This is a genomic window from Reticulibacter mediterranei (assembly GCF_016587455.1).
Map to the genome: position 1 here is coordinate 3,001,682 of NZ_BNJK01000001.1, position 25,164 is coordinate 3,026,845.

Genomic DNA, 25,164 nt, shown 5'->3' on the forward strand with positions numbered 1-25,164 from the left:
TTCTCTTGTGTAATTTATTTTCGTCTTGTGATGGAGCATTTCATGGGTATGAGGCTAGTCCAAAGAGGGGAGGAAGGCAAGTGAGGCGCTACACCATCAACATTGATGAGGAAGTCAGGAAGCGCCTGCAATATATGGTTCACGATAAAGGGCGGGTTGTATGTAGTGACCAGGGTGAGGCAGCGCTGCTTCTCTGCTCAGGCGCGAGAGCCCCATTCGGCAAGGCATAATTCGCAGCCTTTTTGCTCACCGTACCGACCTGAGCGACGGGACCAATGCCAGCCTGAGAGGTTGGACCGACATTGCCAACATGTTCGGGTACGTCTAATTGGAAAGCCACAATACCAGCGCGCATTTCTTGAGAGAGCGTCCCTAACTTGCGAGCCAGCGTTCCCACTTCGGTTGCGAAGCTCGTACTCAAGCGTGCCAGATCGACCTGATCTTTCACTGATAACGCCTGCGAACCAGTCACTATTCGACCCTTCCCTTTTTGCAAGCTATGAGTGAAGCTGGTCAATGCAGTATCCAGTTCGATTAAATGTTTAGCGGTATTCTGTTGTACATTCTGTAGCTCCATCCTCATACGTTGGAGCAATTGATCCATCGTTCGTAGTTCGCGTACAGGGATTTGCACAACACCGTCTGCCCTGTTATTTTGCAGCCGGGCCGTTTCAGCGAGTGTGCGCGTCACCTGCTCAGAGAGGATTTGCACCGTATGTGTGCGCTGCTGCATGCTCTCAATCAAGATTTTTTGCAGGCGCTCGCGTACCTGTCGCAGGTGGGCAACCAGTTCAAACACGTCAGGCTCGCTCTCAACATTATCCTTCGCCCCTACAGTCTCGTCTGCTAGCTTTCCTGTTCCTCCTTTACCCTGCTGAGCGGCCAGAACGAGGGCGAAATGTTCCGCACGCTCTAGCTCCTGGCGCGAGATCACATCTATCTGCTCAATGGCCGTTTGCACACGCAGGACAAACCGGCGGAAGCGACTGACAGTGAAGTTGAAGGCGTTGGCCAGCATGCCGATAGGATCATCGGTCACAGGGGCGTTAATGCGCAGATCACCAGCGCTAACCACACGCATATCGGAGAAGAGATGCTCGGCAGCGTTGGTCAGAGCATCACGCTGATTGCGCGTCTCCTGTAAGAGATTGACGATGGCCTCCAGCATGGCATTGACCGAGGCGGAAACGTCGGCGATTTCGTCGCGTCCAACCACATGCACGCGCTCCTGCAATTGCCCCTGCTCAACCGCATGCGTGACCTGACGAAGCTGCTTGAGCCGCTTGACCAGCGTATTCGAGATAAACCAGCCCACCAGCGTAATCGCCAGAAACGCCAGGATCGCGCCAATGATAGTTGTAATTAGTTGATATTGTTCTTCCACGCTGGCTGCATCGTGAACGGAGTTCGCAAGACGCTGATTTAACTGTATCAATGCACGCAAGGCGCTTATCGCATCAGCGCAGGTTGGTTCTGCCTGGACGCGCGTCAATTTTTGCGCGTTCGCAAGATTGCCAGATTGAACATCTTGCAAGACCTGATTCTGTGCGATGCGATAGACGTTCCATGTACGCAAGGCGCTGCCCACCAGCGTTTGTTGTTGATTCTCCTGACCTGTGTTGCCTGCCTCTGTCAGCAGGGCCAGCTGGTCTGGATGACGAACAAGAAGGTCGTTCTTCACATACTCTTGCAGAATGATATCATACCGCCCGTCAAGATCTTGAATAGCCTTGTGCTGCTGATCTAACGATTCCTGCGACGGTGCCGTTGTATCTGCTGTATCCAGATGCGTATGGACGGCTGTGTTCATCAGTTGAAGAAAATTAGCACCAGTGGTCAATGACGTATTTACCTGCAACAAATGCTGATAAAAATCAGACTGCCGACTGAGCGCCTGAGAACGGAGAACACCAACGAGGCTGGCAACCAGCGTAGCAATCAGCGCCGCAGCAAGAAATCCCAGGGTCAGGCGTTGCCCGATGGAGAGATCAAGCAACATATTGCCAGCCCGCCGGAATTTGGGCCGAATTGGTAAAGCTCCCTGCTCCGGCGATGGGGGAAACGATGGAAGAGGAGCATGTTGACGGTGAGATAAGGAACTCATAAGCGATGTACCTCGCATTCATATGGCTAAACAGTCAGGGCGTAGCAGGCGATGTTCCCGCTGCCGAGAGAGTTGGAAGTTTCATGCTGGCAATAGGAATGTAGCCCATTTTTTGAGCGAGTTGCTGTACTGCTGGAGTGAGCATAAATTCCAGATACGCCTCTTGCACTTTATTTGTGCTGTCACCCAGCGTATACATATGCTCGTAGCTCCAGAAAGAATAGTGCCCTGCTGCAATGCTGGCCTGCGTTGGTTGTTGGCCATCAATGGAGATAGCACGCACCTGCGAATTCAGGACGGAGAGGGCCAGATAGCCTATTGCGCCCGGTGTGTGGGCAACGATATTGCGCACCTCCACAGATGAATCGGTTTTCAACAGCGTCCCTTTTTCGTCGCGTCCACCGAGAATATATTTGCGGAACGTATCGCGCGTACCGGAGGTTGATGGGCGAACGACCGGAGTAATCGGCAGATCCGGGCCTCCAACCTGTTTCCAGTTGCGAATCTGGCCAGTTGAGAAGATATCGATAATCTGCTGCTGTGTCAGTGAGGTCACATTGACGCCGGGATTGACGATCATTGTGAATGGGATAACACACACAATATGATCGGTCAGGTTGGGATCTGGGTAAATAGCGGGGTCAGCATAAATATCTGACGTGCCGATATCGGCGTGGCCTTGCTGCCCGGTAACAGCTCGCAGACCTGAAATACTGCCACCTCCACTCACCTCAACGCGCACACGAGGATGTTGCTTGCCAAATAGATCAGCCGCGGCACTGGCGAGCGGTTGCAATGCTGTTGAGCCAGCTACAGTTAGATGTCCCTCTAATTCCGCCGAATTGCCCACTGTTCCCGTACAACTGGTGAGAAATAGGAGCAAAAGTGTGCCTACCAGCAGATGGAGTGGAATCCCCTTTCGAGCATAGTCAAACATATTTCCTTCCACATCATACCACTATGCAAAGAAGCTCCTTGCATATTTTCTTCCTGCAAATAAATGTATAGATTCGTGTGCAGCGATAGCATGAAAAACATGTATCTTTTCCCTATGCCATAAGGCGAGGTTCCTGCACATTCACAGTATGGATGAGCAGATTTAAAGGCGTGTTAACCAGAAGTTAAGATTCCCAAAGGATAGGTAGGGGATGACAATAACGCATCCGAAATATTGCAGAACTGAGAGATTGCGAGAGAGCAGCGGGAACTTTTCTTGTGGATAGAGCGTCATGTCTATAATGAAGAAGCGTTGTTTGAGGTGATGGCATCTTGCTATCACGCCGGAGGCCGTAGGGCATGATTGATAAGTCCGTGTGGCTTCTAAGGAGGTTAGTATGTATCATATCCAGCGGAAATCGCTTGTTATGTTTTGCTTTGCGGCTACTATGCTTCTCCTGCTGCTAGCCGCATGCGGTAGTGCAGGAACAGGCACCACGAAAACCGGAGGAACCGGCGCAGCATCTCCTACGCCCATCCCAACCCAGACCTACAGTGCGGCCAATGGCTGCCCAAACAATACGGTAATGACCAGCGAGAGCAACAAACCAAATGTGACGATCAAGCCAACCGACATCAAAGATACGGTGGTTGTACATAACGGTGATATAGTAGAGGTTCGCCTCCCCTTCGGCCATCAGTGGTCAGGTCCGCAGATTTCGCAAGGAGCGTTGCAGCTTCAGGGGCCGGGCGGTTTCGCGCTCAAGAGCGATCAGGTCTGTGTATGGCGCTACGTCGCCAAAGGCACAGGCACAACAACGCTCGATTTCTCCAGCCGCGCCCTCTGCAAACCCGGTCAGTTCTGCCCGATGTATGTAATGAAGCTGCCATTCAAAATAGAAGTGCAGAAGTAGCCAGTACACACTCCGAAGCAAACAAAAACAGGCTACTGGATGTTAAAAGATGGTCCAGTAGCCTGTTTTTGTGTATCCTTTATTCATCTATATATTCTTGTCGTTGCTCAGGAGGCCAGAGTAGAGATGAAAAAAGTAGTGAGCCTTTTTAGCGGGTGCGGTGGATTTGATGCAGGTTTCAAAGAACAGGGCTTTGATCTGATATATGCGTGTGATATAGATTCTACCGCAGTTGACTGTTATGCGAGGAACATAGATCCTCGCGTTTACCTCAGAGATGTCACCTCCACCGAATTTCATCGAGACATAAGCACGATAGGCTCCTGTGATATAGTACTTGGGGGTTTTCCCTGCCAGGGCTTCTCTAAAGCCGGGCCAAAGAATGTTGAAGACAAAAGAAATGCTCTCTATATTGAGATGAAAAATGCGATTGCTGTACTTCGACCGCAAATATTTATCGCCGAGAATGTTGATGGTATATCGCAAAACTTCAAAGGTGCTTATCTAGAGCGCATCGTCGCAGATTTTCAGCAAATCGGCTATCGTGTTGAATACAGAATTCTCGATGCCATTGCATTTGGTTTGCCTCAACATCGGAGGCGCATATTTTTTGTTGGCATTAAGCAATCGATCCATCAGCATTTTTCCTGGCCTGAACCGACCCACTTCTTCAAAAGACGCAACGGAGAGTTTACAATAGCTGATATACACCCTGTAGAGCAATCTGCTCATTGGCAGCAAACAACGCTTCGAGCAGGGGACATACAGGCGAGGCCATTACCACAACAAATACAAACTATTAAAGACGCGATCCAGGATATACGCGATTTAGATATCGATATACCCGATCATAGAATTACGCATAGATGGCCAAGCAAATACACAACTATTTTTCACACGATTCGCGAGGGCCAGAAGCTTTGTAACGTCAGACATGCGAGTACTTCTGTATACACGTGGCAAATCCCCGAAGTATTCGGTTCGGTCTCAGAGCGGGAAAGATATATTTTAGAAACAATCGCGAAATACCGCAGACACAAAAAATATGGCAACCTCCCCAACGGCAATCCTTTACCCGTCGATGAGATAGAGCGTCTGTCGAGATTGCATGAGGTCCAACAGGATCTTGAAAATCTGCTTTCAAAAGAATACATAAAATTTAAAAGTGGAGGATATGATTTAAAAGGAGCGCTGTTTTGTTCTGGACTCTTTAAACGTCCTCTCTGGAACGAACCGGCCCCTACTGTACTTACGAATTTTCACAATCCTCGCTATTTCCTTCATCCGCTCGAAGATCGCCCGTTTACATTGCGAGAATGTGCGCGGTTGCAAGGATTTCCCGACACATTTATTTTCACGACATCCAATACAAGCCAGGATCTGGTAAGCGGTTATCGGTTGGTTGGTAATGCTGTCCCACCGATTGTATCAAAAGCGTTTGCGGATGCAGTGCGGCAATTTCTTTATCAAAAAGAAAAAGCGATGCAGCTCTTATTTTGATGCCAGAGGGAGTTATGAGCTGCTCACAGCTTAGCAACGAGGCGAAACGATCCTGTTATGTAATAGAGTATGCACATATCACGCGTATCACCATGAAAATGGAAGCCATGCAGTATGCCTGTCAGATCTCATTAACCCTGCTGTACCACAATGGCACCCAGGAAATCTGGCGCATCTCAAACGTCTATCGCTCTCCCTCATGGATTGCCCAACACATCATTGCAGCCCACCTCCGTTTTATGACTTCTTCCCTTAAAGATAACATGGAAGGAAAATAGGCAATTGAATCATTGCTCCTCCAACATTTATTGCTTCATTCCTGTCCAACGAGCTTTCTGAGGCTTTGGATCAGCAATCCACTGTTGCATCAGATCATGGACACAATTGGCAATGATTGGATCAGGAGTTGCCGTCATAAGGAGTGGCGCAAATAAAGCGGGGTATAATCCACCATCATAGCATGTATGCAGCGCTCCATAGTCGGGGTCATTTGCGGCCCAGACGACGCGGGCGATATTCGCCAGGAGGAGCGCGCCAGTACACATCAAACATGGTTCCAATGTCGTGTACAGGGCGCATTTCTCTCGATAAGAGAGCGCCATCAACCTCCCACCGGCATTGCGAATCGCGTCAACTTCCGCATGAGCGGTATAATCGCCAGCGCTATAAACCTGGTTACGCCCTTTACTGAGAATGATTCCATCGGGATCAACAACAAGCGCCCCGATAGGATATGTTCCCTCCTGGCCTGCTCTTTCCGCCTCTTGCAAAGCAAGTTCCAGGTAGAAGCGGTCTGTCTCCATTTCGCAGCCTCACAGTTTCAAGTCTCAGTGCTATTGCCGTTGTGAAAACGCAAGACGAACTCCCAGCCCGATAAACGTCCCTCCGGTAAGCCAGCGCAAGAGCTTTGCCGCACCCAAACGATTTTTGATCCACTGCCCAAGAAAGCTTGAGAGATAGGCAACGCTGGAGTCTACAGCCAGACCAGTAATGTTATACACGAGACCGAGAATAATCAACTGAAGAGGAACGTAGCCTCTCGTTTGATCGACGAATTGAGGGAGAAAGGCTAGATAGAAGAAGGCCACTTTAGGATTCAGCAGCGTCGTGAGGCTTCCTTGCAAGAACACCCTTGCCAGGTTCGCTTTCTCTCCTATAGGGCTGGCGACCACTTCCTGGCGGCTGAAGATCGTGCGCGCTCCTAAATAGATCAGATAAACCGCTCCGACATATTTAATTACATCATAGGCGATGGGAACCATAAGAAACAGGCCAGAAAGCCCCAGCGCGACTGCGCAGGTCTGTAACAGTCCCCCGGTTGCAATCCCAAGACTGGAAAGCAATCCGGCAGCACGTCCCTGTCCTGTACCACGTGCAATGATGTAAAGCATATCTGGTCCAGGAATGGCGCTTAAAAGAAATGCAGCAATAAAGACCAGGATGATATTAGTGAAAGTTGGCATAGGTGAGACTACTCCTTTTTGCACCTTTTCTCAACGGATGGGATACAGCAAGCATACCTACGAACTCTTCAGCCTGTCAAGCACATCGGCCAGCCTGTCAGGGCTTTCCAGTTCTCCGCTCAAAGGGGTGCAGGGGTCTCCCTGCCGGGGCCTGGGGCGTCCCCAGTTTCCTTCCCTCCTTCGCGCGCCGCCTGCGGCGGCGCGCAAAAGAGAAGAAAAAAGGTTTTTGCGGGGACACCCCGCACCCCGGCAAAGGGCTGCCGCCCTCTGCACTCCTGCTAGATGGGAGAATTGGAAAGCCCTGGCCAGCCTGTAAAACGCAAAGAATGCTAGCGTTCTCTCATTGTTTCTTGCTTCTTCTGTGCAACCAAAGCAGTACTTGTTCCCAGCGAGAAAAGCGGGAGGCTAGTTTCTCGTACACTTTCTTTGCTATAATCTAAGACAAGAGACTTTCCTTGCAGCAAGTGATAGGAAGGAAGAATATGAAACGTCATTATTTGCGGCGTGCTATATGCCTGGCAGGTATCGGCGGCATTCTAGGGATAGGGTGCCTGAGTATTGATGTTTTTTTCGTTTCTCTTCCCTGTTGGGGTATCGGGCTGGGTCTGCTCATTTGGATGATCAGAAAGTGGGGAAAGAGTCAGATCTGGCTGGCCTCTCTCGGTTTCGGCCTCATCTCAGCACTTGTGTTGCTCTTTAACATCTTCAGTGATGTGCTTCTTCCTTGTTCGTTGCCTTGCGTCTCGCGAAGCAGTATCATTCCCGCTTCTTACTACGTGCTATTGTTCTGCTTCGGGATTATCATACTTCTGAGTGGCACATGGCCCCTCTTCAGGCACGGAGACCGCTCTGAAGCAACCAATTGATCAGACTTTTTCCTGCAAGCGGGTGCGATGGCACCTGACGGAGACCGCAAACTGACACCTTACGCCAGCGTTCCCAGTCTCGTTGGGGGTGCTGGCTTTTTTATTTTCATCACCGTTAAAACGGCCGGATAAGCGACTCCATGAGATATATTATCAAACATTTTGTGAGGTCTCGCAAGGCGAAATTTTGACCCCTTATCTGACACCTTATCGCGCAAATTCAGCTATACTTTGATGGATTGTCATGGATAGATCGTATATCCAAAATCGGCCTCCTACCTCGTTTTATCAGGACAAACGCGGTGTCGTCGGCTCTCTTGACAAAAGGAAAGACACAGTGTATTGTTAGGACAATGTTGTTTATATCCGCTGTGGATATATAATGAGAACGCTGGCTAAAGATAGGCTGGCTCGTGTAATGGAGGTGCGATGAAAAATGTTGGCCGCGACCCTGATAGTCTGCTCCCGCTAACGCCCGCGGTGTTCCATATTCTGTTAGCGCTAGTAGATGGCGAACGGCATGGTTACGGCATTATGCAGGAAATTGCTCATCGCACAGATGGCAAAGTACGCATGGGACCAGGCACGCTCTATGGCTCGATCAAGCGCATGCTGGCCGATGGGCTAATAGAAGAGTCAGGCGAACGACCTGATCCTGCTCTGGACGACGAACGTCGCCGCTACTACCGCCTGACTAACCTCGGGCAACGCGTCGTGCGAGCAGAAGCAGAGCGGCTTGAACGTCTGGTCAACCTCGCAAGGAGCAAACGCCTCCTACATGGACCAGAAGCAATAGGGGGAGCGTAACACAATGGATTCACGTCCATCAAAGCATATGCTTGTTACCTCTGGGCGTCTCTATAGTCTTTTACTTTATGTCTACCCAAAACAATTCCGGCAGAAATACAGCTGGGAAATGATACAAACCTTTCGCGACTGTTGCCGCGACTCTTTTGAACGATGTGGAGGCTGGGGACTGGTAAAGTGGTGGCTTTTTATCCTTTATGACCTCATAATGACCGCCATTCTCGAACATCTCAAGGCCGTCATCACACTATGCAAACGTCTCCTGGGCCTGGAAAGGGAATTTACAATGCTGGATAATCTTCTACGTCTCGATATTGCTCTACAAACAGATGTTGGACTCAAGCGGCCCCACAACGAGGATAGCATGGTCTCTGTGGTGCCGGACGATCCCGAAATATTAAGCAAGAAAGGTGCCCTGTTCGTCGTAGCCGATGGTATGGGAGGCCACGCAAAAGGCGAGGTGGCAAGCGATATGGCAGTGAAAATCGTCAATGCCTCCTACTATGAAGATGATGACGATGATATCGCCTCTTCCCTATCTCGTGCAGTGAAACAGGCAAACAGAATGATACACCATCTCGCAATGGTGGAAGAGAGCGGGATGGGCACTACCTGTATCGCCAGCGTCCTGCTCAACGATACCCTCTTCATCGCCAACGTTGGTGATAGCCGCGCTTATATTATCCGCAATGGATTGCCACGCCAGGTCTCGCAGGATCACTCCTGGGTCGCCGAACAGGTGCGCGCAGGTATTCTGACACGCGAACAGGCACGCACACACGAGCGGCGCAACGTCATTTATCGCAGCCTGGGCTGCTGCGCAGAGGTAGAAGTGGATATCTTTACAGAACAGGTTCAGGACGGCGACGTGCTGGTACTCTGCACTGATGGCCTGTCAGAGGTTATTGACGAAGACGAACTCTGCTCTATCGTCGAACAATATGAGTCGCAAGAATCAGTCACTCGCTTGATCGCACGCGCCAATGAATGTGGTGGCCCCGATAATATCACCGCTATAGTCGCTCGCGTCTCACTCCCTCAATCAGCCTAGCTTGCTAATGCAGACGTGCTTGTAGCTCATAAGCACGTCTGCATCCCCTTGCAACGGACGATATTATGGCGGTGCCGCACCCCTACCTCCCTTGCATCGACTCACCTTGATATTGTATATGTAATGGCGAAAGCGTTCTCCCGATGAAAGAAAGTTTGAACCATTCATGACTGATGTTGCCACAATTGTCCGTGAAGTCTCGCTGCTTCTGCTCGTTGCCCTCACCGTCATTCTGGTCACACGACGGCTGACCGTTCCCTATACCCTGGGTCTGGTCATTGTAGGGCTGGCTATAGGTCTATTGAACCTGACACCAGAGATACACCTGACTCCCGATCTGGTGCTTTTTGTCTTTTTACCTGCCCTACTCTTTGAAGGTTCCTGGTCGCTTTCGGTGGCACGACTGCATGCAAACTGGCGGCCTATCTTTTTGCTGGCTGTACCAGGTCTCTTGCTTGCACTCGTGCTCATTGCGCTCCCGCTCCACTTTTTTGCAGGTTTGGACTGGCTGAACGCCTTTCTACTGGCCTCGATCCTCTCTCCGACTGACCCGGTCGCCGTATTGGGATTGTTCCGCCAATTGAAGTTAAATGAAAATTTATCTACGATCATTGAGGGCGAGAGCCTGTTTAATGATGGCGTGGCCGGGGCATTGTACCAAACTTTTCTGGCCCTGGTTCTACTAAACATCAAAGGAGAACATCTCACAGCAGCCTCAGTATGGTGGCAAAGCGTGGGCACCTTTGTCCTGGAAGCTGGCGGTGGAATACTGGTGGGCCTGATTTGCGGATTTTTAATCAGCCTCTTTGTGAAATACATTGAAGATCCGCTTATTGAGACCACTATCACCGTTGTTACCGCATATAGTGTCTACTTGCTTGCCGATTTCGTGCATATGTCTGGAATTCTCGCCGTGATTGTGGCCGGTCTAATCTTTGGTAGTTATGGTCAATCACGCGGTATATCTGAGCACGCGCGAGAGATGGTTGATAATTTCTGGAATATGGTCGCATTTCTCGTCAACGCCCTGCTCTTCCTGCTCGTTGGCGCGCAATTCAATACCTCGCTCTTTCTGAATAAACCCAACTTTTCACAGCTTGCCTTTATTGCCGTCCTTTCCATCGTCGCCGTCCTGATCGCGCGCTTTATCATGGTGGTAGGGATCTTGCCACGAAATCCATCCTCCCAACCCGGCATTCACCTGCGAGCCTGGCGCTTTGTCATCTTCTGGAGCGGCCTGCGTGGAGCGCTCTCGTTAGCCCTGGTGCTGGCTCTCCCGTTGGAGATACCAGAACGAGACACGCTTATCTTTGCTACATATGCTGTCGTACTCTTTACGCTTCTCGTCCAGGGTTTCAGCCTACGCCTCCTGCTCAAACGCCTGCCATCAGTTCTGCGTTAAACAGCCTGCATTACTCTGGTTCACTGATACAGGACGACGATGGCGGTATGGCTGCATGCGACGGTGTTGCTGCGCCGCTCGCATCGCTTACCGGCGTCAGCGTCGCTGTTGGAGTCACAGTGGAATCGGGCGTACTCGATGATGAACTGCTGAGAACCAGGGTTTCATATTGCTTTTGCATGACCGTTCCCTGTATTGTCAACGTGTTCGTCGCATCGATCAAGTTGATATTGGTGTTGGTCGCCGCATATTGCATGGATGCAAAGACTCCACTCGCTGCAAGCGTTTGTAGCGCTCTCGTGGTCCAGGTCGTCATAAAAGCAGAATCGTTATTTTTCCCGTCGTTCTGGACCGCATCAGGAGCATAATTCCATTCCGTAATCATGATCGGCAAGGTTGTATGTAGTGCACTGTTGATTAAAGCACGCCCCTCCTGAATATGTTTCGCCCACTCGGACAGGCTAGCAAGGCACCTACTGTTACTCCATGTACGGCTACATGCATAAGCATGCCAGCTCACAGCATCAGGGCGCGGTTGAGCATGCTGCAAAAAATATCCCAGATAGTCCGCTCTATATTCGTAAGTGACGGGACCGATAAAGCTCCCATTTGGGGCAAGCCGCTTCAGCACACCCACATTGGCATTCCACGAGTCCGTGTACATCTTCGCCGATACCTGCACGATATCCTCGTTATTGCCATATTCATAATACACGATGCTATTGCCAAAGACACCGTTCATCGTATTGATGATGGCGGTATCATCTTGCAGCGCATTGCGATCCACCGCTCCATGCAGCACAACCAGCGGAACGGCTCCCAGTTGCTTGACCGTCTGTGCGGCAGTCTGGATCATTGTACTATCCAGTCCCGAGCGGATCGGCAGGCGAATAATAGAGATATGCATCTGCTGGAGACATGCCCGGGCCGCCTGAGAAGTCAGCACCTGATCCTGGCTGTTGAATAGAGCCAGGTTGGTGCCAAAGATCAACGGTGATACTCCCTGTGAACCGCCCTTCGTCCTGGCAAAACTGGTTGCGCTGGCTGACGACGTAGACGCGATACATGCCCCTGATGGGGTCGCGGTCGGTGTTACCGCTGGCGTTGGGGTCGCGGTTGGTGTTACGGTCGCCGTCGCACCGGCAGTTGCCGTTGGCGTTACTGTAGTAGTTGCGGTTGGGGTCACGGTTGGCGTGTCCGTCGCTGTTGCCGTTGGGGTATCGGTCGCCGTCGCTGTTGCTGTTACTGTAGTGGTTACAGTTGGGGTTACGGTTGGCGTGTCCGTCGCTGTTGGTGTTGGGGTATTGGTTGCCGTCGCTGTTGGTGTATCAGTTGCAATAGCGGTTGGCGTATCGGTGGGAGTCGCGGTTGCAACGCTGGTTGGCGTTGGTGTCGGGGTATCCGTTGGAACCGGGGTTGGCGTGGGAGTACTGACCTGTGAAACCGCAGTTGGGGTTGGCATAGCAGTTGGCACCGATGTTTGGGTCGCCGTGACAACCGGCGTTGGGGTCAAGAGCGGTGTTGAGGTAGAAGTTGCAGTAGGAACAGGGGTTGGCGTTTTCTGCGCCGTCGTCGGCACTGGTGTTGGTGTTTTCGTACTTATGACCGGCGGTGTATAGGCTGATGTTGGCCCGTTGTTCACTGGTCTGGTCGGTGTAGCTGTGATACCCAACGGCGTTGTGGTTGTCGATGTCGTCGGTGCGCCTGTATCTTCGATCACAATATTGGCCGGAGGGTTGGTTCCGCCCGTTGGAGAAAGGCCGATGCTGGGGCTTTTCTTCACCGTCAGAGGTGACGCATGGGTAGCGGTATCGCTGGCTGCCATAAAAAGTCCAGTCGCAATCAAAAGCAACGCGAGAAAGACTTTTGGTACAAAGCTGGGTCGAGCCGCAGAACGGCGCAGTGCTTGAGAAAAACGACGTACATAGTTCGATGATCCTACTCTATGCATCATGCATGAGAACTCCTATCCCTGGATACATCTACATCATCATTATGTATTTCGCTGAGAAAGTGGCCTCCCACCACTGGATTGTAATGTTTGTGTTGCCTGAGAAAAATATTCCTCACCAGAAAGTATACCATTTCAATCTTCATCCGCCAACCCGTTTCTGCATATTAGTCCTTTTTTTGCTGATTAAATGCACAGCTTTATATAATGTCTTTTGAGATATAATGAAGGTTCAATCGAGTATGATGATCTCTTGACGGAAGGATGAAGCTTGTATGACAACTGAGACCGGAACTGGCAGCGAGGCCAGACAAAAAGCCTATCGTCACCGCATCGGTTTTGTAGCTGAATCCCCCAATTTTCCCGGCGACTGGAATCAGATCGTGGAAAAAGTCAAAATCGCCGACGAGTTGGGCTTTGATTCGATCTGGCTGGCCGAATCCTGGGGCTATGAACTCTTCACTTCAATGGCCGATCTTATTCGTGTCACAAAAAGGATCAAGATCGGCGCTGGCATCGCCAATATTTACTCGCGCACACCGGCTGTCCTGGCAACCACCGCCGCCACGCTGGACGAACGCTCTGGAGGACGCATCATCCTCGGCCTGGGAACCTCTGGTGCCAACGTCATCGAACACTGGCACGGCGTCAAATTCGAGAAACCACTTCAGCGCACAAGAGAATATATCGAGATTATTCGTATGATCCTGCGTCGCGAGCAGCTGATCCATCATGGCGAGTTTTTCAACCTTGAGCGTGGTTTCAAGCTGCGTTTCACACCCCTGCGAGCCGATTTACCTCTCTATATCGCCGCCATAGGCCCGAAAAACATTGTGCAAACGGGCGAAATCGCCGATGGCGTGCTGCCGGTTTACTGGCCTGAACATCGTTGGGGCGAACTACGAGCCATGCTGGATGAAGGCGCAAGTAAGGCCAGGCGACCAGCACATAGCGCCGCCATCGCTCCATTTATTACCAGCATGATCCTTTCCGAGCACACAACCGAAGAGGAGATCCAGGCCGCGCGTGTGCAGGTGGCAACTCCCCTGGCGTACTACATCACCAGGATGGGTGTCTACTATGCTCAAGCGCTCACACGACACGGCTTCGGGGACGAGGTACAGGCGGTAATCGAGGCTGGCAAAGCGGGGATGAAGTCGGCTGTGCAGGCGGTCAGCCCTGCAATGTTCGATGCAATCAGCATTGTAGGAACACCTCAACAAGTGGTAGACAAGCTCGACCGCTGGGCAGCGCTGGGCGTGGATGAGCCGCTGCTCTCGATGCCCGGCGGCACCGTTGACGAGGCAGCGGCCCGGTTATCAGCGCTTATGGCTGCACTGAAGGAGTAGCGGCCAGCTCCCCGCGACTGGCGAACTCATCGGCGTGCTGCAACCGTTTGCGAATCGACGGATGCGAGTGAAAGAGCAACTCAACAAGCGGCGATGGCTCAATCTCGGCCAGATTTTGATTAGCGAGGCGAGTCATCGCGCTTTTGAAGGCCGCCACCTTCTGCGTCGATTGCAGCGCATATTCGTCGGCCTGATACTCCACCCGCCGACTGTATGAGTTACTGATCGGCATTACGATCAGCCCGAACAGGCCCATCAGCAGAAAGAGGAACGGCAGTGTGGCAGGATCGGTCAGCGAAGTATAGAGATGCAGGCCCTCCACCACCCAGTGCAAAATCAGATTTGCCACAAACAATCCGCCCAGCATCAATATCGACTGGCTGATCAGCAGCTTCCAGATGTCGTGATGCACATGATGGCCCAGTTCGTGAGCCAGCACCACTTCGATCTCCTCGACGGTGTAGCGGTCTGTCATCGTATCGCCCAGCACGATGCGGCGCGTATTACCCAATCCCATTAATGCTGCGTTGGCGGCGGTCGTCTTATTGCTCAAATGCATGGTAAAAACTCCGCGAACCTTCGTGTTGGCACGAGCAACCAGGGCCATTAAGCGCTCGGTCAACTCACCCTCGGGCAAGGGCGTAAACTTATAGAACAGGGGGAAAATGAGGACCGGGGCCAGGTTCGCCATAATGACGGAGAAGAAGAGCAGGACGATAGCAACCCATAACCACCACCACTGCGGCTGATACGCCAGTAGCGCATAAATGAGCATAATCACGACGCCTTCAAAGACCAGGCCCAGAACAAAACCCTTGAGCAGATCCATGATCCAGCCCTTTAAGCTCATGGTCGAAAGTCCGTAGCGGCGCGACAGCGTAAAGCCATAGTAGCTCAGTGGCAATGTGAGTAACTGATAGCCGATCATCAAGATCAAGAATGTGATCAAGATTTGCAACGGATACCAGCCAGGGTGTGGTTGCCAACCCAATATGGGTACGCCTCCGACAGCGCTTTGCTGCAAATTCCGCAACCACCTGTCCAGTCCAGCACCCAGGATAAGAATGATGCCTGCAGCAGCAATCGCCATATCGATGTACGAAATACGCCGCCGTTTGCGTGCGTACTCACGAGCCTGCTGCTGACGTGCCGCGTCGATTTCGATGCCGTCAATTTCCATAAAAGAGACACTCCTGACGTTCCATAAAACCTGTTTTTCTCCCCAAAAAATGGAGGAATAAAGTGGATGTACTTTCTCTATGCTACATCCACTTGCAGGTAAAATACAAGTTGTCAGCGTGTACTTTCAACATGTGCTTTCAACATCTGTTTTCAACACATATTGGCGGCATCAGAGACACGCGGAATTAGAATTTGCGCAGATTTTCCAGAGAGCGGCGTGCGCTTTCCAGCGATGGGATAGTCGGCGCATCGTTCTCCACCAGGAACCAGCGTGCTCCTGCCGCCTGAGCTGCTTTAATGATGCCTGCAATATCGAGGGTGCCATCGCCCACCTCGGTAAAGGTGCGCTCTGGCGTCATATCCTTCAGATGCACCAGGGCCACGCGTCCAGTGTGCTTGCCCAAATAGGCGATAGGGTCAACGCCTGCATAGGCCGCCCAATAGCTATCCAGCTCAAGCTTGAGATTGGCGGGATCGGTGTTCTCCAGCATAATATCCAGCGCATACTTGCCATCTTCCTGCGCAAATTCGCTGGCATGATTATGGAATGCAAAGGTCAGCCCTCGCTCCCGGACGCGGCGACCAAACGTATTTAATAGCTCGGTCAGTGTATGCAAGCGCTCTCCGCTGAGCAGATCCGGCTGGACATGTGGCACAACAAGATTAGGACAACCAATCGCAAGGCAGTACTCAATCTCTCGCTCCAGATCGCTCTCCATTGCTGCAAGACTCACATGTGTACCAAAGGCTTGCAGTCCGGTCTCTTTCAGCAGATCAGCCAATTCATCGGCGGCGAGATTGCCATATCCCGCAAACTCCACGCCATCGTAGCCCATCTCTGCAACACGGCGCACAGTGCCTTTAAAATCTTGCGCAGTCTGATCCCGTACTGTGTACAACTGTAGTCCAACTAGCAGGTTGCTCATGAAATCCCCTTACTAACATATGGAAATATATGTGTTTACTGAAACATCACGGTTCATGCGACAGCTTCACATGAGAAAGCGCCGTCGCCCTCAAAGTGATGTCTCAGTATACCCCCTTCTGAGAGCAGATACCAAATTTTTCTTGCTCTGAATATAGCTTGCTTCCTGATGCAGGTTGTCTCTCCAACGGGATTTCGATTCGTAAGAAGGAATAAAGAGAGGGATTTACGTTTTATAAAAGGTAAAGCTATCCTAAAACTTGTCTTTTTTTTAATCTTATGGTATAGTTATTTTTAGCAATATAAAATTTTTGTTTTTGTTAACAGAAACAAAACAACAAAACATGGGGTATTTCTTTATAACACGAAAGAATAGGAGAGTATTTACTGATGGCTGATCGACCGGTGGATGTAATATCGACATTGAGCGATGAGAGCTGGAAAATTCAAAGTACTTCTCCCTCTCTCCCTGAAGCATATGGCACTGTTCATGTTCCGCGTGGCAAAAGCTTTCTCCGCACCCTCATGGCGTTTGTCGGTCCGGGACTCATGGTTGCGGTTGGCTATATGGACCCTGGCAATTGGGCGACAGATCTCGCAGGTGGCGCGCAATTTGGCTATCTCTTGATCTCGGTTATCCTGATCTCTAATTGTCTGGCAATGTTGTTGCAACACCTGGCCCTCAAGCTGGGCATTGTCACCGGACGAGATCTGGCTCAGGCATGCCGCGATTACTATTCGCGCCCGGTAACGTTTGTGTTGTGGATCCTCTGCGAAATCGCGATTGTGGCCTGTGATCTGGCCGAGGTTATCGGTTCGGCAATCGCGCTTAATTTGCTTTTTGGCATCCCTATCATCATCGGTGTGCTGATTACGGCAATGGATGTATTTGTCATCCTGCTGTTGCAACACAAAGGGTTCCGCGTGATCGAGGCGCTTGTTGGTACACTCATCTTAACTATCAGCTTATGTTTTGCCTATGAACTGATCGTTTCGCGCCCCGATGTTGCGGCCATTGTTGGCGGACTCGTGCCTCAACCAGCCGTCGTCACCAATCCCAACGCGTTGTATATCGCCATCGGTATTCTTGGTGCAACGGTGATGCCGCACAATCTCTACCTGCACTCCAGTATTGTGCAGACCCGTTCGTTTGAGCGCACAGATGCAGGCAAAGCCAAAGCGATTAAATTCGCAACTATCGATTCAACAGGATCTCTGTTGCTGGCTTTTTTTGTAAATGCCGCCATTCTGATCGTTTCCGCTGCTACATTTTTTGGCACACAACATGCAAATGTTGCGGATATCGGAGATGCCTACAAGTTGCTCTCGCCTGTCCTGGGAGCCTCGCTCGCCAGCACGCTCTTCGCCATTGCGCTGCTTGCTTCCGGGCAAAACTCGACGCTGACCGGCACGCTGGCAGGACAAATCGTGATGGAAGGCTTCTTCAATATTCGCTTGAAGCCCTGGATCAGTCGCCTGACAACCCGCCTGCTCGCCATCATTCCAGCAATTATCGTCGCTTTTCTCTACGGCGAACGCGGCACAGGTGAGCTACTGGTACTGAGCCAGGTTGTTCTCTCCTTCCAACTCAGTTTCGCGGTAATCCCCCTGGTCCAATTCACTAGCGATAAAGTCAAGATGGGCCGTTTCGTCAATCCGCTCTGGCTCAAAATACTCTCGTGGGCCATCGCTATTATGATTGCAGGACTCAATGCCTACCTGCTAATCCAGAGCATTCCTCTACTCTTTGGAGGGCACTAGCTCAAAGAACCCATTGAGGTATGCGAGAAATACATACCTTAATGGGTTCTTTGTTGTTATTTATCAGGTTTGAACAAAAGGATTACGGGGCATCGGTGACGGAGTAGTTCACATGATGTATTGCTACCCCCTCCTGTACAGCATGAAACACCAGCGCGTAATTTCCAGGCTTCGATGCGGTGAAAGGTAGCGTTGTTCCGGTCTGCACAACGGGAACAGTTGACGGCGCGGGATACGCTATGTTGGCATCGTAGAGACAGCCAGTTGGTGTGTAGACGGCAACGGTTGCAGCGATATCGTCAATCATCTCCAATGTCCACTGTCCGCTCGTCTCGTCAAAAGTGACTTGCTTTGGACCGGCTGTATCGATATTGAAGGGTTTCACGACCACAAAATTCTTGAATTCGACCCAACTTTGCTTCCAGACCTTCGGGCCTGCTGGCGGAGGTGCCGACGTTTGCCCAGCATCTTGTAATGAATAATCGATGTGAATATAATCACCTCCGGGCTGAGTCGCTGTAAATTTCAAGTAGTAGCGTCCCGGTGTCGCTACAATCCAGCCAGGGTTTGTATCAGTGCCATTATTTCCGTCCAGATCCACATTAATCAGCCCTCCCCCGACTTGAAAGAGTTGGGCTTGCCATCCCGCTGGGCCTGTCGCTTTCTGAACGATAAAATCCTTGCGCCCTGTTGTACTGATCGTAAATGCTGGCGTGTTTACCATATTTCTAAACTCAACCCAGCTCTGTCTCCATACTGTCTGTGCTGCATGTGTCTGAGCCTGAGCATTGCTTACGACAAAGAAAGCTGGCGAACAGACAGCAATCAGGCTAAGAATACCTGACAGCAGCAACCTTATCGATATTCTCAATATTTCCCCCTTTTATTACAACAATATTTATCTGTCGCAATAATAATTCAATCACATATTACTCTTTATCCCTTTCTGTTTAGTTAACACACAAAATAGCTTATTAACGTCTTTCTATAAAAAAAGTATAGGGGGAAAACAGGTGAAAGACAATTGGACACGTGAGTTGGGAGAAAACTGGGGCTGTATTTCTCAGATAGAGGTGAGGGATGTAATAATAACCTGGCTCGATCCTGCTGCGTCCTAATAGGTTCCTTCCCAATTATTCGGGTTGCCATCCCCTCTCACGATAAATATTGAGCGTTTGTTGATCACCCGGCACATAACTCACCATCGAATAGCTCGAAACGCCGCTGAAAACAGTGGTGGCGGTACGCAACGTGAGCCGACCAAGCTGACTATGCTGGATCTGGAAGACAAACGACGGCTCTGGCCTGCCACGTGGATAGAGCGAAGAAGCAATGCGGCGAAATTCTGGCAGGTCGCGCAAATGTTTCCACAGCGCTTTGTATTCGGGCAAATGGGTAATGGTGCGTGTATTATATTGAAAATCGCTGACCAGACGGCGCGCAAGATTTTCCCAGCCCTGCAACCGTTTGCGCATATTCGGATCAAAGAGCTGCATAAGCAGGTGTCTTCTGCCATACTCTTCCATCTCTTCCTGAACCTCGAAAAGCGTCGTGGATGCTTCGTTCCAGGCATGTAAATACCAGAGCTTATCTAGCGAATGAGCGGGATACGAGGTATTACTGACTAGCAAGCGCGCCAGTTCTCCTAGATCGAGCAGGCCGTTTGCTGGTTGCTCATACTCAATAAAGTGACCCGTGAGCATTGTGTAGGCATCATACAACTGATCACGTTCTTTATGCGAAAGGTCCAGCGCGCGCACAATATTGTTGACGACCTGAGATGAGGGATTGGTGCGCTGCCCGCTCTCCAGATGGTAGACATAGGTGCGAGAGAGACGGGTGGCCTGCGCGAGTTGCCCCTGTGACAGACCGCGCTGTTGACGAAAACGTGTCAGGAGTTGTGCAAAATCTGTGTTCTGTTCTTGCATTGTTTCTACCATCCCTCGTTAACTCCTGCTCATTATGCCGCAAATTTTGTTAGCTGGCAACGTGGTATGATAGCAAACCATGTCCTATAATGAAAAAAAGTGGACCGTTGTTGCTGTCCGGGCGACAGTGTTGTCGCCCTGGCGTTTCTTTTCCCTGCTCTTGTGAAGGAAGCGCTTTCTATGGAGAGGAGCTTTTGTTGAATGACTGATTCACCACTGATTAACAAAGCACGAACGGACCTGCACTCATCCATTCAAGAAAACGGCGAAAGCGACGAATTCCTGGCGACTCATCCCTGGGTGCGTCACTACGAACAGGGTGTCCCCGCTTGCCTCGATATTCCCGACCGCTCGCTTGTCTGGCTACTAGATAACACGGCACAACGCCATCCCGACCACACCGCTCTGATCTATTACGGAAGCACGTTAACCTATGCCCGGCTCTCCATGCTGACGAAGCGCTTCGCCATTGGCCTGCAAAAGCTTGGAGTGCAGAAAGGGGATCGGGTCGCGATCGCGCTCCCCAACATTCCTCAATACCTGATCGCGTTCTACGGTGCATTGAGAGCAGGCGCGGTGGTCGTACCCACCAACCCGCTCTATACCGTTCACGAGTTGCAACACCAGCTCGCCGATGCTGGGGCAAAAATTTTAATCATGCTGGATATGTATTATCCTATGCTCCGCACCATCCGCCAGGAAACGGAGTTGGAACATATCATCGTCACCAGCCCAACCGACTACTTTTCTCCCCTGCTCCGTGTTCTCTACCCGCTCAGTCAGCGTGGTACAAAGCTTCCCACACCATCGCTCACAGCTAAAGAAATCCAGGCAGATTCCACGCTGCATGTGATGCGCACTATGCTGGAATCGCGCACCAAAAAAGGCGGCATCGAACTCTTCCATTTGCCGCCCTTGGCTCGCGGAGACGATCTGGCGGCGTTGCAGTATACTGGAGGCACAACTGGCACATCGAAGGGCGCAATGCTGACCCATCGCAACCTGCTCGCCAATGCTATGCAAACGTGGAGCTGGACGCCCGATGCACGTGAAGGGGAAGGCGTCATGTTGTGCGCGTTGCCGTTCTTTCATGCCTATGGCATGACCTCCGCAATGAACCTCTCGATCCTGGGTGCCTCAACAATGATCTTGCTGCCACGCTTTAAAGTGAAAGATGTCCTGCATGCCATTCAACGCTACCGCCCCACCCACTTTCCGGGCATTCCCACGATGTACATTGCTATTATGCGCGAAGCAAGCAAACATCCTGATCTCCTGCAATCGATACGTTGCTGCATCAGCGGAGGAGCACCGTTGCCAGCTCAGGTGCAGGCAAATTTTGAGCAGATGACCAATGGCAAGCTTGTTGAAGGCTATGGTTTGAGCGAAGCATCGCCCGTCACTCACTGTAATCCGCTGACCGATGAGAGCCGCAACGGAAGCATCGGTCTGCCGATGCCCAACGTCGAAGCAGGTATTCTCGACCGTCAGACCGGCGAGCTACTCCCGGTTGGCGAAGTTGGCGAGATCGTGGTGAAAGGGCCAAACATTATGCGCGGCTACTGGAACCGCGAGAAGGAGACGCGCGATATCTTCGTCAATGGTTGGATGCGTACTGGCGATATTGGTAAAATGGATGCAGACGGCTTTTTCTATGTGGTAGATCGCGCCAAAGACCTGATTCTTGCCAGCGGCTTTAACGTCTACCCGCGCGAGGTCGAGGAGACGCTGTACCACCACAACGCCATTGCGGAGGCGGCGGTTATCGGCATGCCTGATTCGTATCGCGGCGAAACGGTAGCGGCATTTGTCGTACTGAAACACGGCTACACACCATCGGAGAAAATGCGAGAAGACATTCAAAACTTCTGCAAACAGGAGTTGACAGCTTACAAGCGACCTAAGATCCTCGAATTTCGCCAGAGCTTGCCGAAATCTGCCGTTGGCAAAATCTTACGTCGCGAACTACGTCCACAGGTTTCCAGTAACGTATAACAGCCTGCAAATCAGAGAAATGGAGACGCTATGTCAACAACGACGAAACCCACCGAAGCCGGTACTGCTTTCCTGACTACTCCTGTCAGCGAAAGCGCCGATAAGATATTTACGTTGGAGCAGCGCGACGAGGAGCAACGCTGGATTGAAGAGTCGAGCGCGACCTTTGTCGAGCGCGAAGTGTTGCCAAAGGTCGAAGCTATCGACCATCAGGAGCCAGGCGTGATGCCAGCGCTGCTCAAACAGGCAGGCGAGCAAGGTCTGCTCAGCGTTGATGTGCCGGAGCAGTATGGCGGCGCAGAGTTGGGTCTGCTCACAAGTGCATTGGTAGCATCAGCCCAGCGCGAAGCATCGTTCAGCGTCGCTTTCGGCGCGCACACTACCATCGGCACACTCCCCATTGTCTATTATGGCACCGAAGAGCAAAAGCAGCGCTATTTGCCAAAGCTGGCCTCCGGCGAGTGGATCTCAGCCTACGCGCTCACAGAGCCGGGCGTCGGGTCTGATGCCATGAACCTCAGCACACGGGCAGAGCTTTCGGAAGATGGCAAGTACTATATCCTCAACGGCACCAAGCAATGGATCTCCAACGCCGGATTTGCCGACGTAATGGTCGCGTTCGCTCGCATCGGCAATGAGCGGCCCAGCGCCTTTATCGTCGAGACCTCATGGCCCGGCATCTCCACTGGAACAGAAGAGCGCAAAATGGGCATCAAGGGTTCTTCCACGCGTCAGGTCTACTTCGAGAACGCTCGCGTCCCCGTCGAAAACGTGCTGGGCGAGCTGCATAAAGGTTATAAAATCGCCTTTAACATCCTCAATATTGGCCGCTTGAAGCTCGGAGCCGGGACAGTTGGCGGCGCTCGCAACGCGTTAAAGCTGGCCGCGACCTATACTACCGAGCGCAAAGCATTTGGCAAATTCCTGCACGAGTTCGGTATGATCGACAAGAAGCTGGCACGTATGGCAGCTGAGACCTACGCCGCCGAAAGCGAGGTTTTCCGCACGGCTGCAAATATGGCGCAGGCGCAACTCAGCGCAGGCAACAACGCGGAACAGGTTTTCAAGGGGCTTGAAGAGTACGCTATCGAGGCTTCCATCGCCAAAGTACATGGCAGTGAGATCCTCGCCTATGTGGTCGATGAGGGCGTCCAGATCTTCGGCGGCTACGGCTTTATGCAGGAATACCCTATCGAGAAAGCCTATCGCGATGCCCGCATCCAGCGCATCTTCGAGGGGACAAACGAGATCAACCGCCTGGTTGCTGCTGGCACGCTTTTCCGCCGCGTTCTGGGCGGTAAGATCAATCTGATGACGCTCTACCCTGACATTGAGGCACGGGTGCGCTCTGGACAGTCCGAGAATCGCGCCGGGGAAAACGTACCCACCGAACTGCAAGCGCCGGTCAATGTGCTGGAACGGGCGAAAGATGCAACGATCTATGCTGCTATGAAAGTTGCTATGAAGTATATGCAGGGTTTGGAGCAGGAACAGGAGTTTATTGACTATCTGGCAAATCTGCTCATCGACCTCTACACCATTGATAGCACGCTGGCCCGCGCCATTCAATCGGTGCGGCGCAGCGACGAAAACAGCAACGTGCATGTACAATTGGCACAGTTGGCCTCCTGGCTTGCCTTCTCTCGTATGCGAACCAATCTCGACCAGATGATCATGACGTACATTGAGGCCGACCGTGTGCAGAAAGAACTGGCACGAGTGCGCAGCTATGTGGGTGATTACGCATTGAATGGCGTGGCAGTCCAACGCGCACTGGCGGCTCTGGTAGTTGAGAAGCAGGGCTATCCTTTGTAAGCAGAAGAAGGAGCAACACATATGGCCGAAGCTGTCATTGTCAGTGCAGTACGCACTCCCATCGGACGAGCAAACAAAGGCGTTCTCAAAGACATACGGGCCGATGACCTTGCGGCCCTGGCAGTCAGGAACGCCGTTGAGCGCGTCCCGCAGCTTGATCGCTCGCTGATCGAAGATGTGATACTTGGTTGTGCCTTCCCTGAAGGCGAACAGGGCATGAATCTGGCGCGCCTCGTCGGAGCGCTGGCCGGTCTGCCCGAAACGGCTGGTGGTGTTACTGTCAACCGTTTCTGTGCCTCCAGCCTACAAGCCTTTAATATGGCGGCACAAAATATTATGCTGGACCTGGGCGATGCTCTCGTCGCGGGCGGCGTCGAGAGTATGTCGCGGGTGCCGATGGGTGGCTTCAATCCCAGCTTTAATCCGCGCCTGATCAAAACAGATGGTGGAACCGACTCATCGCCTTTCCCGCCCTGCGAACTAGAATACGCCTATTCGAGCTATATTCCAATGGGCATGACGGCTGAAAATCTGGCGCGCAAATATCAGATCAGCCGCGAGGCTCAGGATGCCTTTGCGCTCCGCAGCCATCAGCGGGCCATCGCTGCCACCGATAGCGGCATTTTTAAGCGAGAAATTGTTCCTGTACCTCTGCCTAACGGGAGCGTGATGGAGGTCGATGAAGGCCCACGCCGCGACACGTCGCTGGCAAAGCTGGCGAGCCTGGAGCCTGCCTTTATCAAGGGCGGCACCGTGACTGCTGGCAATTCCAGCCCCCTTAACGATGGTGCCTCTGCCGTCGTTTTGATGTCGGCTGAGCGAGCCAGAGATCTCAATATCACCCCACTGGCAAAGGTGCATTCGATGGCCGTAGCTGGCGTCGATCCCGCGTTTATGGGGACCGGGCCGATCCCAGCTATGCGCAAACTTTTACAGCGCGCTCACAAGCAATTGAACGACATTGATGTGATCGAGCTAAACGAGGCCTTCGCCGTTCAGAATCTCGCCGTGATTCGCGAACTGGGCATCGACGAGGAGAAGCTCAACCCACACGGTGGAGCCATTGCGCTGGGACATCCCCTGGGCTGTAGCGGCGCTCGCCTCATCGCCACGCTGCTCAACGACCTGCAAACCCTGGATAAAACCTGGGGTGTGGCAACACTCTGCGTCGGCGGAGGCCAGGGCGTGGCAACATTGATTGAGAGGTTATCATAA

At 51.8% G+C, this 25,164-nt stretch carries 22 protein-coding genes; 13 read left to right on the plus strand and 9 right to left on the minus strand.

Going from position 1 to position 25,164, the window contains the following annotated elements; genetic code table 11:
- Positions 1-139: 139 nt before the first annotated feature.
- A complete protein-coding gene (locus K3T83_RS12745; RefSeq protein ID WP_220203344.1) occupies positions 140-2,104 on the minus strand; it encodes a HAMP domain-containing protein in 1,965 nt (654 codons plus the stop codon).
- A gap of 34 nt (positions 2,105-2,138) precedes the next feature.
- Positions 2,139-3,041 carry a phosphate ABC transporter substrate-binding protein gene (locus tag K3T83_RS12750; RefSeq protein WP_220203345.1) on the minus strand — a complete coding sequence of 301 codons (903 nt, stop codon included), beginning with the start codon at positions 3,039-3,041 and terminating at the stop codon, positions 2,139-2,141.
- A 397-nt stretch (positions 3,042-3,438) separates the two neighbouring features.
- Here K3T83_RS12750 and K3T83_RS12755 point away from each other — a divergent pair, with 397 nt between their 5' ends.
- The 3 genes from K3T83_RS12755 to K3T83_RS12765 all read left to right on the plus strand — a co-directional run bounded on the left by K3T83_RS12755 (position 3,439) and on the right by K3T83_RS12765 (position 5,732).
- Positions 3,439-3,954: a hypothetical protein gene (locus tag K3T83_RS12755; protein WP_220203346.1), complete on the plus strand. Its 516-nt coding sequence runs from the start codon at positions 3,439-3,441 to the stop codon at positions 3,952-3,954.
- Positions 3,955-4,080: 126 nt separating this feature from the next.
- On the plus strand, positions 4,081-5,454 hold the full coding sequence (locus K3T83_RS12760; RefSeq protein WP_220203347.1) for a DNA cytosine methyltransferase: 1,374 nt from the start codon (positions 4,081-4,083) through the stop codon (positions 5,452-5,454).
- 14 nt (positions 5,455-5,468) lie between these two features.
- Positions 5,469-5,732: a hypothetical protein gene (locus tag K3T83_RS12765; RefSeq protein WP_220203348.1), complete on the plus strand. Its 264-nt coding sequence runs from the start codon at positions 5,469-5,471 to the stop codon at positions 5,730-5,732.
- 27 nt (positions 5,733-5,759) lie between these two features.
- Here the strand turns inward: K3T83_RS12765 and K3T83_RS12770 are convergent, their stop codons facing one another.
- Positions 5,760-6,257, minus strand: a complete 498-nt coding sequence (locus tag K3T83_RS12770; RefSeq protein ID WP_220203349.1) for a nucleoside deaminase — start codon at positions 6,255-6,257, stop codon at positions 5,760-5,762.
- Positions 6,258-6,287: 30 nt separating this feature from the next.
- Positions 6,288-6,917 (minus strand): LysE family translocator, encoded by a 630-nt coding sequence (locus K3T83_RS12775; protein WP_220203350.1) that lies wholly within the window; start codon positions 6,915-6,917, stop codon positions 6,288-6,290.
- Here K3T83_RS12775 and K3T83_RS12780 point away from each other — a divergent pair.
- From K3T83_RS12780 to K3T83_RS12800, 5 genes are all read left to right on the plus strand, one after another.
- The gene (locus tag K3T83_RS12780; RefSeq protein WP_220203351.1) at positions 6,904-7,233 is read left to right on the plus strand and encodes a hypothetical protein; all 330 of its coding nucleotides are present in this window, start codon (positions 6,904-6,906) and stop codon (positions 7,231-7,233) included. The two genes, K3T83_RS12775 and K3T83_RS12780, sit on opposite strands and share 14 nt — an antisense overlap.
- A 166-nt stretch (positions 7,234-7,399) precedes the next feature.
- Positions 7,400-7,783 carry a hypothetical protein gene (locus K3T83_RS12785; protein ID WP_220203352.1) on the plus strand — a complete coding sequence of 128 codons (384 nt, stop codon included), beginning with the start codon at positions 7,400-7,402 and terminating at the stop codon, positions 7,781-7,783.
- Positions 7,784-8,212: 429 nt separating this feature from the next.
- Positions 8,213-8,590, plus strand: a complete 378-nt coding sequence (locus K3T83_RS12790) for a PadR family transcriptional regulator (RefSeq protein WP_220203353.1) — start codon at positions 8,213-8,215, stop codon at positions 8,588-8,590.
- Positions 8,591-8,594: 4 nt separating this feature from the next.
- Positions 8,595-9,641, plus strand: coding sequence for a Stp1/IreP family PP2C-type Ser/Thr phosphatase (locus tag K3T83_RS12795; protein WP_220203354.1), 1,047 nt, complete (start codon positions 8,595-8,597; stop codon positions 9,639-9,641).
- Between the two features lie 166 nt (positions 9,642-9,807).
- A complete protein-coding gene (locus K3T83_RS12800) occupies positions 9,808-11,043 on the plus strand; it encodes a cation:proton antiporter (RefSeq protein ID WP_220203355.1) in 1,236 nt (411 codons plus the stop codon).
- A 10-nt stretch (positions 11,044-11,053) separates the two neighbouring features.
- Here the strand turns inward: K3T83_RS12800 and K3T83_RS12805 are convergent, their stop codons facing one another.
- The gene (locus tag K3T83_RS12805; protein ID WP_220203356.1) at positions 11,054-12,997 is read right to left on the minus strand and encodes a hypothetical protein; all 1,944 of its coding nucleotides are present in this window, start codon (positions 12,995-12,997) and stop codon (positions 11,054-11,056) included.
- Between the two features lie 272 nt (positions 12,998-13,269).
- Here K3T83_RS12805 and K3T83_RS12810 point away from each other — a divergent pair, with 272 nt between their 5' ends.
- On the plus strand, positions 13,270-14,343 hold the full coding sequence (locus K3T83_RS12810) for an LLM class flavin-dependent oxidoreductase (protein WP_220203357.1): 1,074 nt from the start codon (positions 13,270-13,272) through the stop codon (positions 14,341-14,343).
- Here K3T83_RS12810 and K3T83_RS12815 read toward each other — a convergent pair.
- Both K3T83_RS12815 and K3T83_RS12820 read right to left on the minus strand, forming a co-directional pair.
- Positions 14,321-15,523 (minus strand): M48 family metallopeptidase, encoded by a 1,203-nt coding sequence (locus K3T83_RS12815; protein ID WP_220203358.1) that lies wholly within the window; start codon positions 15,521-15,523, stop codon positions 14,321-14,323. The two genes, K3T83_RS12810 and K3T83_RS12815, sit on opposite strands and share 23 nt — an antisense overlap.
- 187 nt (positions 15,524-15,710) lie before the next feature.
- Entirely contained in the window at positions 15,711-16,451 is a 741-nt protein-coding gene (locus K3T83_RS12820; protein WP_220203359.1) for a sugar phosphate isomerase/epimerase family protein, read from the minus strand.
- 389 nt (positions 16,452-16,840) lie between these two features.
- On the opposite strand from K3T83_RS12820, the gene K3T83_RS12825 reads away from it, so the two are divergent.
- Positions 16,841-18,211, plus strand: coding sequence for an Nramp family divalent metal transporter (locus K3T83_RS12825; RefSeq protein ID WP_220203360.1), 1,371 nt, complete (start codon positions 16,841-16,843; stop codon positions 18,209-18,211).
- Positions 18,212-18,293: 82 nt separating this feature from the next.
- Here the strand turns inward: K3T83_RS12825 and K3T83_RS12830 are convergent, their stop codons facing one another.
- Both K3T83_RS12830 and K3T83_RS12835 read right to left on the minus strand, forming a co-directional pair.
- Entirely contained in the window at positions 18,294-19,082 is a 789-nt protein-coding gene (locus K3T83_RS12830) for a hypothetical protein (RefSeq protein WP_220203361.1), read from the minus strand.
- A gap of 262 nt (positions 19,083-19,344) precedes the next feature.
- Positions 19,345-20,151 carry an MmyB family transcriptional regulator gene (locus K3T83_RS12835; RefSeq protein WP_220203362.1) on the minus strand — a complete coding sequence of 269 codons (807 nt, stop codon included), beginning with the start codon at positions 20,149-20,151 and terminating at the stop codon, positions 19,345-19,347.
- A 189-nt stretch (positions 20,152-20,340) separates the two neighbouring features.
- Here K3T83_RS12835 and K3T83_RS12840 point away from each other — a divergent pair, with 189 nt between their 5' ends.
- Genes K3T83_RS12840 through K3T83_RS12850 form a run of 3 tightly spaced genes read left to right on the plus strand, consistent with a single transcriptional unit; the run spans position 20,341 to position 25,164 of the window.
- Entirely contained in the window at positions 20,341-22,134 is a 1,794-nt protein-coding gene (locus K3T83_RS12840) for a long-chain-fatty-acid--CoA ligase (RefSeq protein WP_220203363.1), read from the plus strand.
- Positions 22,135-22,164: 30 nt separating this feature from the next.
- Positions 22,165-23,949, plus strand: a complete 1,785-nt coding sequence (locus K3T83_RS12845; RefSeq protein ID WP_220203364.1) for an acyl-CoA dehydrogenase FadE — start codon at positions 22,165-22,167, stop codon at positions 23,947-23,949.
- 21 nt (positions 23,950-23,970) lie between these two features.
- Positions 23,971-25,164, plus strand: coding sequence for a thiolase family protein (locus K3T83_RS12850; protein WP_220203365.1), 1,194 nt, complete (start codon positions 23,971-23,973; stop codon positions 25,162-25,164).

What these genes read in the sequence shown, in the direction of transcription:
- K3T83_RS12755 (WP_220203346.1), top strand. Translation starts at nt 3,439, where the DNA reads ATGTATCATATCCAGCGGAAATCGCTTGTTATGTTTTGCTTTGCGGCT.
- K3T83_RS12845 (WP_220203364.1), top strand. Translation starts at nt 22,165, where the DNA reads ATGTCAACAACGACGAAACCCACCGAAGCCGGTACTGCTTTCCTGACT.
- K3T83_RS12805 (WP_220203356.1), bottom strand. Translation starts at nt 12,997, where the DNA reads ATGATGCATAGAGTAGGATCATCGAACTATGTACGTCGTTTTTCTCAA.
- K3T83_RS12820 (WP_220203359.1), bottom strand. Translation starts at nt 16,451, where the DNA reads ATGAGCAACCTGCTAGTTGGACTACAGTTGTACACAGTACGGGATCAG.
- K3T83_RS12825 (WP_220203360.1), top strand. Translation starts at nt 16,841, where the DNA reads ATGGCTGATCGACCGGTGGATGTAATATCGACATTGAGCGATGAGAGC.
- K3T83_RS12840 (WP_220203363.1), top strand. Translation starts at nt 20,341, where the DNA reads ATGACTGATTCACCACTGATTAACAAAGCACGAACGGACCTGCACTCA.
- K3T83_RS12815 (WP_220203358.1), bottom strand. Translation starts at nt 15,523, where the DNA reads ATGGAAATTGACGGCATCGAAATCGACGCGGCACGTCAGCAGCAGGCT.
- K3T83_RS12785 (WP_220203352.1), top strand. Translation starts at nt 7,400, where the DNA reads ATGAAACGTCATTATTTGCGGCGTGCTATATGCCTGGCAGGTATCGGC.
- K3T83_RS12760 (WP_220203347.1), top strand. Translation starts at nt 4,081, where the DNA reads ATGAAAAAAGTAGTGAGCCTTTTTAGCGGGTGCGGTGGATTTGATGCA.
- K3T83_RS12810 (WP_220203357.1), top strand. Translation starts at nt 13,270, where the DNA reads ATGACAACTGAGACCGGAACTGGCAGCGAGGCCAGACAAAAAGCCTAT.
- K3T83_RS12850 (WP_220203365.1), top strand. Translation starts at nt 23,971, where the DNA reads ATGGCCGAAGCTGTCATTGTCAGTGCAGTACGCACTCCCATCGGACGA.
- K3T83_RS12795 (WP_220203354.1), top strand. Translation starts at nt 8,595, where the DNA reads ATGGATTCACGTCCATCAAAGCATATGCTTGTTACCTCTGGGCGTCTC.
- K3T83_RS12770 (WP_220203349.1), bottom strand. Translation starts at nt 6,257, where the DNA reads ATGGAGACAGACCGCTTCTACCTGGAACTTGCTTTGCAAGAGGCGGAA.
- K3T83_RS12775 (WP_220203350.1), bottom strand. Translation starts at nt 6,917, where the DNA reads ATGCCAACTTTCACTAATATCATCCTGGTCTTTATTGCTGCATTTCTT.
- K3T83_RS12765 (WP_220203348.1), top strand. Translation starts at nt 5,469, where the DNA reads ATGAGCTGCTCACAGCTTAGCAACGAGGCGAAACGATCCTGTTATGTA.
- K3T83_RS12800 (WP_220203355.1), top strand. Translation starts at nt 9,808, where the DNA reads ATGACTGATGTTGCCACAATTGTCCGTGAAGTCTCGCTGCTTCTGCTC.
- K3T83_RS12790 (WP_220203353.1), top strand. Translation starts at nt 8,213, where the DNA reads ATGAAAAATGTTGGCCGCGACCCTGATAGTCTGCTCCCGCTAACGCCC.
- K3T83_RS12750 (WP_220203345.1), bottom strand. Translation starts at nt 3,041, where the DNA reads ATGTTTGACTATGCTCGAAAGGGGATTCCACTCCATCTGCTGGTAGGC.
- K3T83_RS12745 (WP_220203344.1), bottom strand. Translation starts at nt 2,104, where the DNA reads ATGAGTTCCTTATCTCACCGTCAACATGCTCCTCTTCCATCGTTTCCC.
- K3T83_RS12835 (WP_220203362.1), bottom strand. Translation starts at nt 20,151, where the DNA reads ATGGTAGAAACAATGCAAGAACAGAACACAGATTTTGCACAACTCCTG.